This is a genomic window from Tepidibacter sp. Z1-5, assembly GCF_037844525.1.
Lineage (GTDB): Bacteria > Bacillota > Clostridia > Peptostreptococcales > Peptostreptococcaceae > Tepidibacter_A.
This window is the reverse complement of sequence record NZ_JBBMMD010000016.1, coordinates 13,841-32,468: the sequence shown is the minus strand read 5'-3', so window position 1 is coordinate 32,468 and position 18,628 is coordinate 13,841. Positions and strand designations below refer to the sequence as shown.

Below are 18,628 nucleotides of genomic sequence, written 5' to 3'. Positions count from 1 at the left end.
TAACCTCCTCTATTTAAAATACCCTTCAAGAGCTGATTCCCAGCTTCTTATGTGATAATCAAATTCTAGTTCTAACATATAGTTTCTCATAACTGAGTATTTAGGTCTTTTTGCTGGTCTTCCTAGTTCTTCTGTTGTTATAGGTAAAACTTTAATGTCTACATTAGATATTTCAAATATCTTCTTTGCAAAATCATACCAGCTACATTTTCCATCGTTTGATACATGATATGTTCCGTATTTTTCAGTCTTTATAACCATGGCTATAACTTCAACAAGATCCTCCGTAAATGTAGGCGTCCCAACCTGATCATCTACTATCTTTAATGTGTCATTAGTTTCAGCTAATCTCAGCATAGTCTTTACAAAGTTATTTCCATTCTTTCCGTAAAGCCATGCCGTTCTAAGTATAAAGTATTTAGAACTCATCTTCTTTATGAAGTCCTCTCCAGCTTTCTTACTCTTTCCATATACACTAAGAGGATTAGAATTATCAAACTCAGTGTAAACACTATCAGTCTCACCATCAAATACAAAATCAGTAGATATATGAACAAGTTTGATGTCATTTTTATTAGATGCTATAGCCAAGTTCCTAGCACCTATACCATTTATCTTATAAGCTAAATCCTGATTTTCTTCACAACCATCAACATTAGTATATGCAGCACAGTTGATTATTACATCTGGATTTACTTCATTTATGCAGTTTAAAACACTTTCTAAGTTAGTTATATCCAAATCATCTTTATCTAATCCAACAACCTCATAATATCTAGATAGATGATTCACAACATCTATTCCTAACTGACCTTTGGATCCCGTCACTAATATTTTCATTGTATATTTCCTCCTCTATGCCAATTCCAAGCAGTCTTTATTATATAATCTAAATCATCATATTTAGGATTCCACCCAAGTATCTTCCTAGCTTTGTCGCTAGATGCTATTAAAACGGCTGGGTCTCCTTCTCTTCTTCCTTCAATAACTGCTGGTATTTCATGTTTAGTTACGTTTCTAGCCGTATCTATAACTTCTTTAACTGAAAAACCTTTTCCGTTGCCTAGGTTGAATATGTCACTTTCATTTCCTTTTCTTAGATATTCAAATGCTAAATAATGAGCTGATGCCAAGTCCATAACATGTATATAATCTCTTATACAAGTTCCATCTTCTGTATTATAGTCATCACCGAATATGTATATATGTTCTCTTTTACCTAAAGGAACTTGAAGTATTAATGGTATAAGATGAGTCTCTACTTTATGATTTTCTCCTATTTTTCCACTTTCATGTGCTCCTGCTGCGTTGAAGTATCTAAGTGATACATACTTTATGCCATGTGCTTTATCAAACCACTTCATCATCTTCTCCATAGATAGCTTAGTTTCTCCATATGTATTAGTCGGATATGTATCATCAGATTCAAGTATAGGTATATTCTTAGGTTCTCCATATGTCGCTGCTGTTGATGAAAATACAATTTTCTTTACATTATACTCATTCATCTTCTTTAATAAGCAAAGCGTTCCACTAACATTATTATCGTAATACTTATACGGATCAATCATACTCTCTCCAACTAATGAACTAGCTGCAAAGTGTATAACACCATCTATGTTATTTTCTTTAAAAACTTTATCTAGAAATTTTTCATCTCTTATATCTCCCTCATAAAGCTTTCCTCCAAATAAAGCTTCTTTATGTCCTGTAGAAAAATTGTCTACAACTATTATCTCTTCTTTTTTTTCTAAAAGATATTTTATAGCATGACTTCCTATATAGCCTGCTCCGCCTGTAACTAGTATAGCCATCTCTATCCCCCCCCTAATATGCGTTCTTATTTACAAAACCTTTAAACACTGTATAAAACAGTATCTTCATATCGAATATAATATTCCAATTTTCTATATAATAAAGATCGTACTCTATTCTCTTTTCGATAGAAGTATCACCTCTCCATCCACTCACTTGAGCCCATCCAGTAATCCCTGGTCTTACTTGATGTTTTATCATATACTTAGGTATTTCTTCCTTAAATTTATCTACAAAATAAGGCCTTTCAGGTCTTGGCCCTATAAGGCTCATATCACCTTTTAAAACATTAAATAACTGAGGAAGCTCATCTATACTAGTTTTTCTTATAAAAGATCCAAATTTTGTTTTACGTGGATCATTTTTAGTAGTCCACTGTACCTTTTCTTCTTCATCTTTTTGAACATGCATAGATCTAAACTTATACATATTGAATTTCTTTCTATTAAGGCCAACCCTTTCTTGATTGAATATAACAGGTCCTGGAGAAGTTATTTTTATACCCATAACAGTCATTATCATAATAGGTAAGAATAGCATAATAGCTATAGAAGATCCTATTATATCTATAACTCTTTTAACAAATTTATTAATAACATTATCAAGTGGTACATGCCTTATGTTTATAATAGGCAGTCCATCTATCTCCTCAACATATGGTCTTGCCGGTATATATTTATAATAGTCAGGTATAATCTGAGTTCTAACTCCACTTTTCTCACATACACCTATAACCCATTTCAATTTTTTATACTCGCTTATATCAAAAGTTATAATAACTTCATCTATATAGTGAGTTTCGATATACTCTTCTAAATCATAAGTTCTACCTATAATATTTAGTTCTTCAAATCTAGAACCTATATCTTTATTATCATCAAATATCCCAACTATATTGTATCCCCAATGTCTATTCTTTCTAGCTCTCTTTAAGAACTCAGTAGTCAACTCACTACAACCAACTATTAAAGAGTGCTTCAAATTATATCCTTTTTTTCGCATATTTCTAAGAACTAATCTTATACATCCTCTTTCACCTATAGTAACAATAGTATTTGTAATTACGAATATAAGTAATAGATATCTTGAATAATGAACTTCTTTATATATATACAGCATATTTATAAGTATCAATAAACCAAGTATATTTGATTTTAATATATTAAAAAACTCATGAAATATATTCTTGAATCTATGTGGAACGTAAAGACTGAACATACTGTATATAATAAGATATACAGGTATTATAATCAAAATAGGATTCATGTACTCTTCCAGTGTCAAATGTCCACTAGATACTTTAATAAGATTACTTTCAAATCTTATATACCAAGATATAAAAAATGATATAAATACAGAAATAGCATCTATCAATAACAATAAACTATTTAAATGTCTTTGATTTTGTTTTATCATATCAATCCGTCCCTTGTTTTTTGAATAAATTAATTAATAAAGTTATAATTAATTTAACACTTATTCCTAAATATATACTTAATGTAGTAAGTATACTATACTTTGACTTATAATGCTTATTATAAAACAAATACATAGCTCTATGAAATTCATATATAGTCTTAAATCTCTTCTTCTTTGCACTAGATCCTTTGAAGTGAGTTATTTTAGCTTCAGGATAATATATTATCTTATATCCAACTTGTTTTATCCTATAGCACCAATCTATATCTTCTCCGTACATAAAAAAATCTTCATCAAACATACCAACTTCATCTATAACACGCCTTGGTATTATCATGAATGCTCCAACTAAAGAATCTACTTCATTTATATCATCTTCAGATAAATATGTTAAATTGTATTCTCCAAAGCTTTTTCTATTAGGAAATAACTTATCCAACTTCAACATATAGTATAAAGACGCCTTTGGAGTTGGAAATCCTCTTTTACATGGCTTATCCAATTTTCCATCAGGAAGAAGTACCTTACATCCTAATGCACCTATTTTATTGTCTTTTTTTATATAGTCTAAACATTTATCAACGCAATCATCTACTATTACTGTATCTGAATTTAATACGAGTATATATTCCCCTTTAGCTATTCGTATACCTATATTATTAGCTTTTGAGAAACCTAAATTTTTATTATTTCTTATTATCTTTATTAAATTGGTCTTTATTTTTTCTTTAAAGCCTTGTTCTATTTTTTCTATACTACCATCATTTGATGCATTATCAACTAATATTATTTCATAATTAATAATATGATTTTTAGATAATATAGAATTTATCGTCTGTTTAGTAAGTTCATATGTCTTAAAATTCACTATTATTATGGATAAATCTATATATTTCATAATATTTCTCCTTAAAGTTCGCATCATGCTATCGCATGGCTCATGTCGCCAACGACTCCTAACGGTTTCCGTTGCTCAAAATAGTTGATATTTTTCTTCTCTTATCCATGTTATCCACGTATTGAAATTAACATAATTTACTTATATATAATATAAAATCATATATTATTTTAACATAAAATAATATATGATTTTTATATTTATTGGATTATTTTTTTATTTTTAAGAATACATATTTAAACGTATTCTTTATAAGTTCTAACTCTATTTTTATGTAATTAAAAAGATTTTTATTTCGATACTTAACTTTCTTTATCTTATGTAAATTAGTTAATCCTTCTTTTATTCCTTCTAAATAGATTTTCCCAAATCCTTTTTTTAGAAAGAACACGTATTTTACAAAGAATCCAAGTAATAAAAACGGGAAATTCATAATCAATTGTATTAAAGGCATATTTTTGTAAGGTACATATATATTATTTCGAGCTGCAAGTTTTACTTTAAATTCATTATATTTACTTCCGCTAGTTCCACTTCCTACATGATATACTAAAGCGTCTGGACAATATATGTTCTTATATCCATGAATCTTAGCTCTATACGATATATCTACATCCTCCATGTAAGCAAAGAAGTTTTCATCAAAACATCCTATTTCATCAAATATTTTTTTTCTATATATAGCCGCTCCTGCACAAGAGCTAAATACTTCTTCTTCCCTAGAATAGTTTTCTATATCTCGTCCATCTCCGCGTTTATATGCCCATCCTATTATTGAATATTCGTCTCCTGTATCATCTATTTTATCTCTGTCATTATATTGAATCATTTTGCTGCAAACAGAAAATATTTTTTCATCTTTTTTTATACAATTAACTAGATTTTCAAGCCAATCTTTTTCAACTTCTGTATCATTGTTTAATAAAGCAACATACTCTCCTTTAGCTGCTTTTATACCTTCGTTTACTGCCTTGGAAAAGCCATGGTTTTTATCTAACTCTTGTATAATAATATCCACATAATTATTTCTTAAATATTCTATACTTCCATCACTAGAATTATTGTCTATTATTATTACTTCAAATTCATTAAAAGATTGTTTATATAAAGAATCTAAACAATCTTTTAAATATTTCTTACCATTATAATTAGGTATTATAACTGATACTTTCATAGTCGCCTCTTTATTCATATGAATTATTTTCCAAACATACTTTTTTACTTAATATGTAATTTAAAATTACTATTATTATATTCATTATTATTTTTCCAATCGTTTGATTAAATTCTAAATATTCTACCAATAAAACCAATCCTACTAAATCTATAAAATATGTTGAAATTCTAGCTAATAAAAACCTAGAAAATTCTTCAACTATTCTTTTGAAATCTTTAGTATTACTTTTAAAAACCCAAATTTTATTTGTTACATATGCAAAAATTATAAATATAAAAAATGCTATAGTTGTGGAAATTTTATAATTATATCAAAATATTTTTAAGTTTTATATGCGAAATTATATACATCATAATAGAATTATTCATTATAGAATAATAAATAATTCACTAGTACTTTTCTCAATATTTTTTTCTTAATTTTTCATTTATGAAATGAATACGTGATTTCCAACTATTTCTTTGTATAAAATCTTTAATTTCATCATCACTATTAAAAGGATTTTTTATAAATTCATGTTCCTTCAATATTTGTATTAGTGAATCATAATTGATATAAAGGGTCATATAATTTTTAAACTTCTCAATTTCTATACTTTTACATCCTATAACTTTTTTATTTAGGCTTAAATATTCATAAATTTTTACTGGATCTATAGTATCTAAAAATTCATTTATCTTAAATGTATATAAGCAATAATCAAAAACATTTATTATTTTAGGCAATTCATTTTTTGAAACAGGAGCATAATAGTGAATTCTATTATGCTCTAATTCATTAATATTATTTTTACCAACAAGAACAACATGAAATCTTTCATCATGATTTATAATTCTTTTTATAGCCTCATAATCAAACCAATGATCTATAGTTCCTATATATCCAAATATCACTTTTTCATTTTGTTTCATTTTATTAATATCACTAACAATTTCATTATTTGCATTCTCTATAGTTTTTTCAAAATCAATAGGTACCCCATTATTTACAACAAATACATGTTTATTTTTATTTTTATTTTTTATATGTTGGAAAAAAATATTACATGTAGTGAAAATTATCGACGCTTTTTTTATTAATTCATCTTCGTTTTTTACTATAATTTTTTTTAGTAATTTATTATTAGTTAAAGTTACATAATCATCCATTTTGTCATATACTATTTTTTTATCTTTATCACCTTTAAACAAAGAATAGTATATTGGACTTCCAAGCCAAATAATATCACATTTTTGTATTAATTTTTTTAATTGAATTTTTTCATACGAACTATTAATCCCTAATACATCAAAAATTTCTAAACTTTTAGGTAGTCTGTACTTTCCACTAGGTCTTATAACTTCTAAATTTTTATTTACATTAAATTTATTATATTTATATAGATTATTTTTATTTATTACTGAATTTATAAAGCTAATCGACGGTTCTATATAATAAACCTTATGTTCATAAGATAATTCTTCTGCTATATGTTGTGGCCTTTGCTTCAAATCATTCCATAATATAGGTGAAAAATATAATATATTCATACTTAAACTCCTTTTATCTTATTCTACACCTTCTCTATATTCGTGAGGAGTCCATGTTGTATTCCATTTTTCTTCAAAAATCTTTTTATTAGTTTCAAATATTTTTCTAAATTTTTTATCTTCCATTTTTTTAAATGAAACACTTCCATAATGATGAATAAAAACGTCTTCAGCACAAGCAATATTATATCCTTTTCCCTTTACTCTATAAGAAAAATCATCATCTTCAAACATCCCTATTCCATAACTTTCATCTAAATACCCAACGTCTTCTAATACTTCTTTTTTTATTGCAACACAAAACATTGCTAAAACGCCTATATCTTTATATAATTCATTAAAATGTACATTCGTATATTCCTCTGCAAAATCATCCATGTCTTTAATATTACTATAACTAACATTAATTTTAGATTCATTTCCTATGGAATTTGTAACAGGCCCCACTAAACCTAAATTATTATCTCTATCTAAATGTTTTACTAATCCTGTAATCCAACCTTTAGTTACAACGGTATCATTATTAAGTAAAATAATATAATCTCCCTTAGCATGTTTAATTCCTATATTATTCCCTTTAGCGAATCCATAATTTTCTTCATTTAATATTATAGTTATATTAGGGTATTTATCTTGTAACTCTTTTAAATACTCTGGAGTATCATCACTTGACTTATTATCTACGATTACTAATTCATAGTTAGGATAAGCTGTTTTATTTAAAATACTATCGATACACTCTTTAGTAAATTCTAAATTGTTAAAAGTAACAAGTATAATACTAACTAACCCATGTCTTTTCTTAACTATTTGTTCTATTTTTTTAGATCTTTCTTTCCAATCTTGATTTTTAGCAAATTCTAATTTATCTTCTAATGAAAGCAATTCATCCTTATCATATAAACATTTTTCAGTATATTGTAAAAACTTTTCATTGTCATTAGTTAAATATACTAACCTATCTTTAAATTCCTCTAATTCAGGTATTTCTGTAGATACTACTTTTTTTCCTGCACTTAAATATTCATAAAATTTAACTGGATTTGTTGCTTTAATTAAATCAATATCTGTTTTAAAAGGTATAATACAAACATCAAAATCCTTTAAATAGTTTGGTAGTTCTTGATATTTCTTTTCTCCTAATAACTTTACATTTTCTAAGTTTTTTAATTCTTCTACATCCGCATAAGTACTATCCCCTATAAGGATAATATCCCATTCCGGCCTATGTTGTGCAATATACTTAACCTTTGCTATATCAAACCATTCTGCGATAGCACCATAATAACCTATAATAGGTCTTTTATTATTTTTTATTTCACTACTATCTAAAGCTTCATTAAAATGTTTATATTCTGTTCCATTTCTAACAATAGTTACTTTACTGTTTTTTTGTTTTGCTTTATCATATAAGTACTGAGAGGTTGCAATTATTTGATCACTCATATTAAAAAGTTTTTCATTGCTATCTATCAAAGTCGGATTAGTTGTATTAAATCCTGTAAAATCATCCAAATAATCAAATATAACTTTGAATTTATATTTTTCTTTCAAGAATCGTATTGCTGGAACCCATGTTGGATATTCAACAAATATAACACAATCTTTTATTCCATGCTCTAGAATAATCTGATCTAATTGTTTTTCTATTTTACCTATTTGATTACTAAAATCAATGTCATAAATTCTTTGCCCAAATTCATTAGGTAAAGTTAACACCTTTAATTTTTCTGTTAATTTTTCAATTTTTAAGGATCTCTCAGTAAAATTAGCATTAAAATAGAATACTCTATGCCCTTGTTCTGCCATATAAGATGCTAAATGTTGAGGTCTTTGATGTCTAAAATTCCAATCTATTATAGACATAAATAATATGTCATTTTTCTGATACTTCTCATGTTTTTTAAACTTTATTTCAGATGTTATATTATTATTTTTATTTGTTTGATTATTTAAGTTATTTATATTGTTATCAATTCTGTTTTTTTGTAGTTTTTCTAAATTCTTTTTCTGTATATGTTTATATATTTTATTAAATGGCCATACATTATCTCGGAATCTATAATATTTTAATGCTAGCTTCCAAAAATCCGATTTATGAATTTGTTTTAATTCAAATTTTATCTGATTTAATTCTTTGCTATATAATCTTTCTCTATCATTTAAAATCAATATATTATTTTCTTGTTTTTCTATCTCTTTAGTTTGCTCTTCTATTTTTTCATTTTGTTCTTGTATTTCTTTAGTTTGCTCTTCTATTTTTTCATTTTGTCCTTGTATTTCTTTAGTTTGCTCTTCTATTTTTTCATTTTGTCCTTGTATTTCTTTAGTTTGTTCTTTTATTTTTTGATTTTGCCCTTCTATCTCTTTAGTTTGTTCTTTCAAATTATCTAATAATGGTTTTATATATTCATCTTTTTCAATTAATTTCGTTTCGTAATTGTTTTTAGTGTTTTTCAGAATATTTATATTATTTTCTAATCCAAAAATAATAGCTCTTAAATCAAAAATTTCAGTAATATTCTCTGTGTTTTCCTTATCATTTGATTCTTTGGTATTTTTATTATTTATATTTTCAGATGGAGCTGCTATGTAAATTTTTAAATATTTTTCTTTTTCTGGTAGTAAATTATTTTCCACAAATTGATGAAAATACTCTTTTATATCCATATCGGAATTAGAAACAGAAAATAAATATTCCGTCATTTTAGAAGCTATATATCTCTCCCCTATTAATTCAAACCCACTATCATTTAAAAATTTTTCATAGTCTCTTCTTAGATATTCTTTGCCATAACTCCATTTTCCCTTGGACATTAAATTATATCTGAAAAATAAATATGATAAAGACTCTGGATTTGGGACTATAAATATAAAGTATTTTTTAACTTTTTTTCTTATAGCTATAAAAGCTTCTAATAAATCTTCATCATTAAAATGCTCCATAACTCCACTATTCCAAATAACATCATACATTGGTTTAACTTTATCAAGCTTAAACATATTTTCTTGTATAAATTGCCCTTTTAGATTATAGAACTCAAAAAACTTTTTCGACTTTTCTAAAGCAACTTTGCTAAAATCAATTAAAGTTGTATTAAATCCTTGCTTATTTAATAAACCTGATATATGACCACTACCACATCCTAATTCTAATAATTTATCATTTTCATTTATATTATATTTATGAAAAATCTTTGTTATTTCTTTAGTAATTTCTATTTCTTCTTCTGTTATTTGATTATTGTAAGAATTTGCTATTTCATCCCAAGTTTCTACTCTAGAAAAATTTAAATTATTTTCTATATTAAGTTCTTCTTTTTCATATATTGCAATTATCTGCTCCCCTGGCCAATAGCTACTATTCTTCATATTTATTATTTTTTTAAATATCAATTTAGATTTACATATATACTCAGGAAAACTATTTTCTAAAAATTTACTTTTGTGATAGGTAGATAATGGATCTTCATTATAAGGAACCATTAAAATGTATAACTTTTTTGCATATTTTAATTGTTTATTTAATTCTTCAAGAGGATTTTCAAAATGTTCTAAACAATTACTAGAAATTATAATATCAAAACTTTTCTCTAAATTTTCAATATTGTTACAATAAAAATCTAGTTCAGGGTTCAAATCTTTTGCTTTTTCTATAGCTACTTTTGAAAAATCCATACCTATAACATGATTATTTTTAAAATTTTCTTTTAAAATTTTAGTCCCTTGACCTAAAGCACATCCCAGATCTAATATAGAATAATTACTTTTTATTTTTTCTTTTACTAGATGTGGAATATTATCAATTATAGTTTTCATAAAAAATGAAGATTGTTCTTTCCCTCCATTTTTTTCCCATTCATTCATAAAATAATTGTTCCACCAATCTTTTGAATTTATATCATTCATTTTCATATCCCTCTATCCTAAAAAATATTATCTTTATTATGATAATCTTAATCATTTGAATATTTTTTGATCAATGTCAATATTAACCAAAGAAAAAACTTTTTTTTGTGATACAACTTTAAAAACCCTTGCATTTTCTATATAATCATAATACATAGGTTCTGAATCATGTCTATCTTCCACAGCTAAAATTAAAGAATATTCTCCTGGACATAAAATATTCTTTAAATTAAATTCTATATATACCTCTTCATCTTTTTTTAAAGGACCTATTCTTTTTCCTTCTTCTATAGTTGTAGATGTAATTATATCTAAAGCATTTTTATTTCTAAAACTAAAGCCACATCCTATATTAAAAGAATTTATTGTTTTCATCGCTCTAATTTTAAAAATTATAGTTATTTCTTCTCCCCATTCTAGTACATCAGTTTCAATATTTTTATTATTCATTAGTTTCATACCCATTATTTGAATATCTTCATTTCCCCATCTAGTGGAAGATTCAAAAGTTTCGTACTTAATATCATTTTTTTTATCATACTTAAAATTATCTTTGTAGATTGTATTTTGATCTATTTGGGTATTTTGATTATAGTTATCATCATCATTATTTTCGTTTTTGCTAAATAAATAGCGTGTATATTCGGATGTAACATCATATGGATTTCCTATAGATTTTAATTTTCCCTTTTCAATCCATATAACTTTATTACAAAAACTCCTAATGGTTTGTATATCATGTGTAACAAAAATAACAGTTACTCCACTTTTTATAAGTTTTCTCATATAATTCATACATTTTAATGAAAAAGCAGCATCCCCTACAGCTAAAGCTTCATCTACTATTAATATTTCAGGATCCATTGAAGCTTGAACTGCAAAAGCTAGCCTAACAAACATCCCACTAGAATAATTCTTTACTGGCTGATATATGAAATCTCCTATATCTGCAAATTTTATTATAAAATCCTTTTTTTTATCTATTTCTTCTTTTGTGAGTCCCATCAAGGTTCCATTTAGATAAATATTTTCTATTCCAGAATATTCAACATTAAAGCCTGTTCCTAATTCAAGTAAAGCAGATACTTTACCTTTTACATCTACATTTCCTTGAGTTTGAGTTAATACTCCTGTTAATATTTTCAATAAAGTAGATTTCCCTGACCCATTTGTTCCTATTATTCCTATTGTCTCTCCTTTTTCTATTTCAAAAGAGATATTATTTAATGCATAAAAGTCTTTATGATATTTTTTTCTAATTAAACTTAATGACTCTTTAAGCCTATCTATTGGTTTCTCATATAATTTATATACTTTAGAAACATTCTTAAATTTAACAACTCTATCGCTCATATTTTTCCTCCCTATTATAAAACATCAGAGAAGTGAGGTCTTAATTTTCTAAACAATAAAGCACCACACATAAATAATATAAATGTTACTACCCAAAAATAAAAAGTTTGATTATATCTTTCCCAAAACCAAACATGATTAATAAATGTATCTCTATATCCTTCAACTATGTAATACATAGGATTTAACTTGAATATCTTAGCATATTTTATTGGTAGCGTTTTATAAGACCAAAATATAGGAGTTAACCAAAATCCAAATTGAAGAATTATAGCAACAATTTCACTAGTATCCTTTAAGAATACTATTATTGATGAAGTTATCCAAGATAATCCCAAAAGCAATACTGTCATTGCAAAAGAATAGTATACAACTTGAATATTATATATGCTAGGTTCATATCCATATAGAAAAAACATTATAAATATAAATACAATAAAAAATATATGTACAAATAAAGAAGATATTATTTTAACTATAGGAAGTATACTTACTCTAAAAACAACCTTTTTAACTAAGTAACTATACGCTATTAAAGAACCGGTTGCATTGTTAAGAGCTTCTGAAAAAAAGAACCATGGCACCATACCACAAATTAACCATAGTATAAAAGGAAAGTCTTGCACTGGTGCTGATTTAAATCCAACTTGAAAAACAAACCAGAATACAAGAATTGTTATAATTGGTTGAACAAATGCCCATATTATACCTAAATATGATCCCGCATATTTTACTTTAAAATCATTTTTAGATAGTTCAAAAATCAATCTTCTACTTAATAATATATCTTTTAAAAAACATATAAATTCTTTTAATTTATTTAACACTATTAATTCCGCTCCTTTAAAAAACATCATAGCTAATGTTCTTATTTCTCACATTTAAAAGCTATCTATTTCCATACATTTTTTCATAATACTCCATGTATTCTCCAGAAATTATATTTTCCCACCAATCTGTATTATCTAAATACCACTGAATAGTTTCTTTAATTCCTTCTTCAAAAGTATACTCAGGTTCCCAACCAAGTTCAGTCGTAATCTTTGTATTATCTATTGCATATCTTCTATCATGTCCTAGTCTGTCTTGTACATATTTAATTAATTCTTCTGATTTTCCAAGTGTCTCTATTATAATTTTAACTATTTCTATATTTGCTTTTTCATTGTTTCCACCTACATTATAAACTTCTCCTAATTTCCCTTTATGAAGAACTGTATCTATAGCTCCGCAGTGATCTTTAACATGAAGCCAATCTCTTATCTGCATTCCATCTCCATATACAGGTAAATCTTTTTCATTCAAGCAATTAGCTATCATAAGCGGTATTAACTTCTCTGGGAATTGATATGGGCCATAGTTATTTGAACATCTAGTTATATTAATTGGTAATTTAAATGTTTCACTGTATGCTCTAACTATCATGTCTGCCGATGCTTTTGATGATGAATATGGACTATTTGGTGATAAAGGTGTTATCTCTGTAAACATACCATCCTTTCCTAATGCTCCATATACTTCATCTGTAGAAACTTGAAGATATTTAACACCTTCTTTATACATAGGATATCCCAATTCATCTTTTCCTGTAATCCAATTATTCTTTGCTATATCCAGAAGTATTTGAGTTCCTAATACATTAGTTTTAACAAATACTTCTGGATCTTCTATACTTCTATCTACATGAGATTCTGCTGCAAAATTTATTACACAATCTATATTTTCTTCTTCGAATATATTTTTGATTAATTCTTTATCAGTTATAGATCCTTTTATAAATCTATAATTCTTATTTTCTTCTATTCCTTTTAGATTTTCTAAATTACCTGCATAAGTAAGCAAATCTAGATTAACTATTCTATAACTATCGTATTTATCAATCATATATCTAACAAAATTAGAACCTATAAAACCGGCTCCACCTGTAACTAATATATTCTTCATCTACTTATCTCCTTTATACTCAAATGGTAAATTTAAATCTTTAAACAATGGTTGTTTCTTATCTTTTTCAGAAAGAAGAATCTTATCAATTCCATCTAAAGGCCACTCTATATTTATATCTGGATCATTCCAAAGTACTCCACCATCGTATTCTGGAGCATAGTAATCTGTACATTTATAATTGAACACAGCTTCATCTGATAAAACTAAGAATCCATGTGCAAATCCTTCCGGAACATAAAACTGTCTTTTATTTTCTTCACTCAGAATTACACCTTCCCACTTTCCATAAGTAGGAGAGTTTTTTCTTAGATCTACTGCCACATCGAAAACCTCACCCTTAGTTGCTCTAACTAGTTTTCCTTGTGTATGCTTAGTCTGAAAATGAAGTCCTCTTAAAACTCCTTTGGAAGATTTAGATTCATTGTCTTGTACAAATTCCATATAAAGTCCTTCTTCATTGAAATCCTTCTTATTGTACGTCTCCATAAAGTATCCTCTATTATCTCCAAATACTTTGGGTTCTATAATATATAAATCTTCTATACTTGTTTTTATAAATTTAAAATTCCCCATAATTTCACCTCTTTATATTCCATTAGCTATATCTTCTAAATACTTACCGTAGTCTGTTTTTAAAAGCGGTTTACAAAGCTCTAATAACTTATTTTCATCTATATATCCCATTCTGTAAGCTATTTCTTCAAGACATGCTATGTATAGACCTTGTCTTTTTTGAACTGCCTCTACAAAATTACTAGCTTCTAAAAGCCCACTATGTGTTCCCGTATCAAGCCAAGCCATTCCTCTACCGAATAATTCTACTTTAAGGTTCTTTCTTTTTAGATATTCATTATTTACACTAGTTATTTCAACCTCTCCTCTGTCAGACGGCTTAACAGTCTTGGCTATTTCAATAACATCGTTGTCATAAAAATATAGACCTGGCACTGCATAATTTGACTTAGGCTTGTCCGGTTTTTCTTCTATAGACAATACATTTCCTTTATCATCAAAATCTACAACCCCAAATGCTGTTGGGTTCTTAACATAATATCCAAATATAATAGCTCCATCTTTTAAAGATGATGCTCTTTTAAGTATTTCACTAAAGCTTTGTCCATAGAATATATTGTCTCCTAAAACTAAGGCTACACTCTCATCTCCTATGAAGTCTTCTCCTATTATAAATGCCTCTGCTAAACCATTCGGCTTTTCCTGAACCTTATATTCAAATGATATTCCTAAGTCACTTCCATCTCCTAAAAGTTCTTTATACATAGGTAAGTCTCTAGGTGTTGATATTATAAGTATTTCCTTGATACCTGCAAGCATAAGTACAGATATAGGGTAATATATCATTGGCTTATCATATATAGGTAATAACTGTTTTGATATTGATTTAGTTATAGGATAAAGTCTTGTGCCAGACCCTCCTGCTAATACTATCCCTTTCATAAAATCCTCCTAAGTTTGTATACTTTCATATAATTATAATTCATAAGTAATTTATTTTACTAATATATTCATTAATAGCTATCCAACTTATATTGTATATAAAATTACAACATTCTTCAATGTTATTTGTTATAAAATTATAAAAGCTGTCAGATTTATGATCTAACAGCTTTATATAGTCTTACAATATAATAATTTTTATAGAGAATTTAATAATATCTTAGATTGATTTATTTGATTAGTTGACTTTTCGCTTATATTTATTTTGAATCTATCATTAACATAACTTTCTGGTACATCCTGTACATCTTTTAATAATGTATTTTTTCTATTATCTAACTCTTGATTTAATTGTATTATATTTTTGTCCATCTCTACTATCTTCTCAAGATATTCTTTTGCTTTAGCTCTATCTTTATTAACAAAATTAGTTCCTAAAGTATAGTAAACATTTATATAATGTGTATATGCATCATCTCTTAATGGATAATACTGTACAGATTTATCTGTTAGTTCTATTCCTTTATCTATATCTCCATATTGTAGATAAAATCTTGTTGCATTAACTAGTGTTTGTAAATCTCTTTCATTAATTTCTAATAACTTATCCATATTTTCTTTTGATTTTTGAACTAATTCATCTTTATTCTCAGATAATCCTACATAATTTTGAACACTTGATAAATCAAGCTTATAGTCTACTTCAAAAGGTTTGTATTTTGAAGCTTTTTCAAAATACGTTATTGTTTCTTCGTAGTTTTCACTTTTATATTCTTTTAAACCTTTGTTATAATTCAAAGTACCCATATTAAACATACCTGAAGTTATTAATACTATTATACTTAGAACTCCAGCTATTAAAGGGTTGGTATTAATTAGTTTAACATTAAACTTAGATTCAATCTCTTTATCTTTAGAAGCTATTATTCCTAAAAGTGCCCATATTAATAATGCGTATGAACTTAAAGACATATCAAAATCTATAAATGTATGAATTACAAGTACAATAACTGCTGTTATTACACCTATAGTTCTATTATCTTTTGAGTTTCTAATTATATTAAAGCTTGAGTATAGTGTTGATAAATATAATCCTATAAGAAATATCAATCCTAATATTCCAACTTCAACAAAAACTTGCATTAAGTAGTTATGAGTTTGTGTTGTTGTATACTCGTAAGTTTGATATTGAGGATATAAAGCTTCCCATCCTCCTCCACCAGTTCCTATTATAAAATAATCTTTTACTACCTTAAGAGCATCTTTATAAAATACATTTCTCTCTACTACTGTAAATGTTTTTAAATTTATACTTGTTAATCTCTGTGACACAGATTCTGGTAGATACTTTGTAAGTGTACCACTTAAAAATAATCCTCCAAGCACTACTGTTACTCCTATTATTGTTATTGCTATGTACTTCTTTTTAATGTTTATATTAGGTAGTTTTTCAGATGATTTATCTAATATTAATGATACTATAACCGAAACTAAAAATCCTACTATTATAAATGTCCATCCACTACTTAGATTAGAATTAACAGCTTTGTATACATTAGAAAAAGATACTCCAAATCCTAAGATAATACTAATTGTAGCTATACTTACTCTTTTTAACCCTATATTATCTAATAATATAAACATAATTAAAGCTGCTAAAGGAAGTAATAACCATGCTCCCCTTGAGTAAGAGAAAATCAATCCAATAAATAAAATATATGATATTCCACTTAATATATAGTTTTTAAAAGATTTACTTTCTGATATTTCTCCAATAGATAAAACTAAAACTCCAAGCATATAAGCTCCGAATGTATTGTGGTACTGAAATGTTGAATTTATCATTCCAGCTTCAAAAGCTCCTTTATATGAAAATGTTCCAAATGAAGATCCAAATCCTATAATCGAAACTACTACTCCACTTAAAATAAAAATCCAATTTAAAAAACTTATTTGTTTATCATTTTTTATTATATTACTTATTATCATAAATAATATAATGTATGTTACATTTTTTATAACTTCATAAACAGCAATACTTTTGTTTATTGCAAAAGGAAAATTAATTAAATATGTAAATACAAAAGCAATTCCAAAGTACTGCATTAAAGAATGTATATTTATTTTTTCTTTAGATTTAATATTTTTTATTACAATAAAAGAAAACACTACAGATAAAGCTGTAATTACCCTATACATTTCTTTTTCAAAGTAAAGCCCTCTAAAAAAAGGCGTAAAAAACAGCACTATTCCTAATAATATTATTCCAATATCTATTCCTATACTTTTTTTACTTTCTTCAGCTATCATTAATTGTAACTCCTTTCCTTGCAGTCTACTTCTATTCTATAGAAAATAAACAAAAACAACTCCCACATTTTACAATCTGTAAGTAAAAGCCCCATATTATTTTAAATTAATATAAATAATATGGGACTTTACAATTTATTAACTTATTACAAATCTTTTTTCTTCAAATACTTCTTTTACAATGCTTAAGTATAATTTATCATTTTTTCTAAGCTGCATTGCTTCTTTATCTGATTTTATTTTTATTGACCCTTCTTCTATTAAGTAATTTATTACTTCTTTAATATCAGAATGTTTTACTTTAATTACTGAATGTATATTATCAAGTGTAGTTAACATATTACCATTACTATTTAAAAGTAATGTTAATAATTGATTAAACACATTTTGATGTTTGTATTCAAATTTTATTTTTTCAAGAATCTCTTTTTCTTCTTCATCTAAATTAAGTACTTCTTCTGGTCTTGGAAGAGGTGTATTATGTAGATATATTAAATTTTCATTTTGGTCTTTTGCTACGTTTATAAGTCTGTAGTCTAAAAGAATCTTTATATCTTCCATTCTGTTTTCTGGATATTTTTGACCTAATTTATTTAATGCTATCTCTTTTTGCTCTCTCATAGGTCCTACTTCTGTTTCTATTTCAAAATCAGTAGTTAAAAGCTTTTTACTAGCTTCTTCTCCTTTTAACTTTTGTTGTTGCAAATATCCTACCATAACATAAGTTTTGTAAGTTGTTTCTGGTAAATACCTGAACCAAAGGTAGTCTTGTATCTGTCTTGGTATCTTTATAGCATTCATTAATTTTCCCTCCTA

General features: G+C 26.4%; 15 protein-coding genes. All 15 read right to left on the bottom strand.

Translation table 11 applies throughout. The features are described from left to right. Positions 1 to 9: 9 nt before the first annotated feature. The 15 genes from rfbD to WJW32_RS04065 all read right to left on the bottom strand — a co-directional run bounded on the left by rfbD (position 10) and on the right by WJW32_RS04065 (position 18,613). On the bottom strand, positions 10 to 840 hold the full coding sequence (gene rfbD / locus WJW32_RS04130) for a dTDP-4-dehydrorhamnose reductase (protein ID WP_340255408.1): 831 nt from the start codon (positions 838 to 840) through the stop codon (positions 10 to 12). Next, entirely contained in the window at positions 837 to 1,814 is a 978-nt protein-coding gene (gene galE, locus WJW32_RS04125) for a UDP-glucose 4-epimerase GalE (RefSeq protein ID WP_340255405.1), read from the bottom strand. Before galE ends, rfbD begins: the two co-directional genes overlap by 4 nt. Positions 1,815 to 1,827: 13 nt before the next feature. After that, positions 1,828 to 3,231, bottom strand: a complete 1,404-nt coding sequence (locus WJW32_RS04120) for an undecaprenyl-phosphate glucose phosphotransferase (RefSeq protein WP_340255402.1) — start codon at positions 3,229 to 3,231, stop codon at positions 1,828 to 1,830. Between the two features lies 1 nt (position 3,232). Then, a complete protein-coding gene (locus WJW32_RS04115; protein ID WP_340255398.1) occupies positions 3,233 to 4,132 on the bottom strand; it encodes a glycosyltransferase family 2 protein in 900 nt (299 codons plus the stop codon). A 208-nt stretch (positions 4,133 to 4,340) separates the two neighbouring features. After that, positions 4,341 to 5,306: a glycosyltransferase family 2 protein gene (locus WJW32_RS04110; RefSeq protein WP_340255395.1), complete on the bottom strand. Its 966-nt coding sequence runs from the start codon at positions 5,304 to 5,306 to the stop codon at positions 4,341 to 4,343. Between the two features lie 10 nt (positions 5,307 to 5,316). Next, positions 5,317 to 5,607 carry a GtrA family protein gene (locus WJW32_RS14895; protein ID WP_445330209.1) on the bottom strand — a complete coding sequence of 97 codons (291 nt, stop codon included), beginning with the start codon at positions 5,605 to 5,607 and terminating at the stop codon, positions 5,317 to 5,319. A gap of 103 nt (positions 5,608 to 5,710) precedes the next feature. After that, on the bottom strand, positions 5,711 to 6,838 hold the full coding sequence (locus WJW32_RS04105) for a hypothetical protein (RefSeq protein WP_340255392.1): 1,128 nt from the start codon (positions 6,836 to 6,838) through the stop codon (positions 5,711 to 5,713). An 18-nt stretch (positions 6,839 to 6,856) separates the two neighbouring features. After that, positions 6,857 to 10,747: a glycosyltransferase gene (locus tag WJW32_RS04100; protein ID WP_340255389.1), complete on the bottom strand. Its 3,891-nt coding sequence runs from the start codon at positions 10,745 to 10,747 to the stop codon at positions 6,857 to 6,859. 51 nt (positions 10,748 to 10,798) lie between these two features. Continuing rightward, positions 10,799 to 12,100 (bottom strand): ABC transporter ATP-binding protein, encoded by a 1,302-nt coding sequence (locus WJW32_RS04095; protein ID WP_340255386.1) that lies wholly within the window; start codon positions 12,098 to 12,100, stop codon positions 10,799 to 10,801. A 14-nt stretch (positions 12,101 to 12,114) separates the two neighbouring features. Then, on the bottom strand, positions 12,115 to 12,927 hold the full coding sequence (locus tag WJW32_RS04090; RefSeq protein ID WP_340255383.1) for an ABC transporter permease: 813 nt from the start codon (positions 12,925 to 12,927) through the stop codon (positions 12,115 to 12,117). A gap of 61 nt (positions 12,928 to 12,988) precedes the next feature. Continuing rightward, positions 12,989 to 14,044: a dTDP-glucose 4,6-dehydratase gene (rfbB, locus tag WJW32_RS04085; protein WP_340255380.1), complete on the bottom strand. Its 1,056-nt coding sequence runs from the start codon at positions 14,042 to 14,044 to the stop codon at positions 12,989 to 12,991. Beyond that, positions 14,045 to 14,620, bottom strand: coding sequence for a dTDP-4-dehydrorhamnose 3,5-epimerase (rfbC, locus tag WJW32_RS04080; RefSeq protein ID WP_340255377.1), 576 nt, complete (start codon positions 14,618 to 14,620; stop codon positions 14,045 to 14,047). A gap of 12 nt (positions 14,621 to 14,632) precedes the next feature. Then, a complete protein-coding gene (gene rfbA, locus WJW32_RS04075) occupies positions 14,633 to 15,502 on the bottom strand; it encodes a glucose-1-phosphate thymidylyltransferase RfbA (RefSeq protein ID WP_340255374.1) in 870 nt (289 codons plus the stop codon). A 198-nt stretch (positions 15,503 to 15,700) separates the two neighbouring features. Further along, positions 15,701 to 17,812, bottom strand: coding sequence for an O-antigen ligase family protein (locus WJW32_RS04070; RefSeq protein WP_340255371.1), 2,112 nt, complete (start codon positions 17,810 to 17,812; stop codon positions 15,701 to 15,703). Positions 17,813 to 17,950: 138 nt separating this feature from the next. Further along, on the bottom strand, positions 17,951 to 18,613 hold the full coding sequence (locus tag WJW32_RS04065; protein WP_340255368.1) for a DUF6042 family protein: 663 nt from the start codon (positions 18,611 to 18,613) through the stop codon (positions 17,951 to 17,953). Between the last annotated feature and the right edge of the window lie 15 nt (positions 18,614 to 18,628).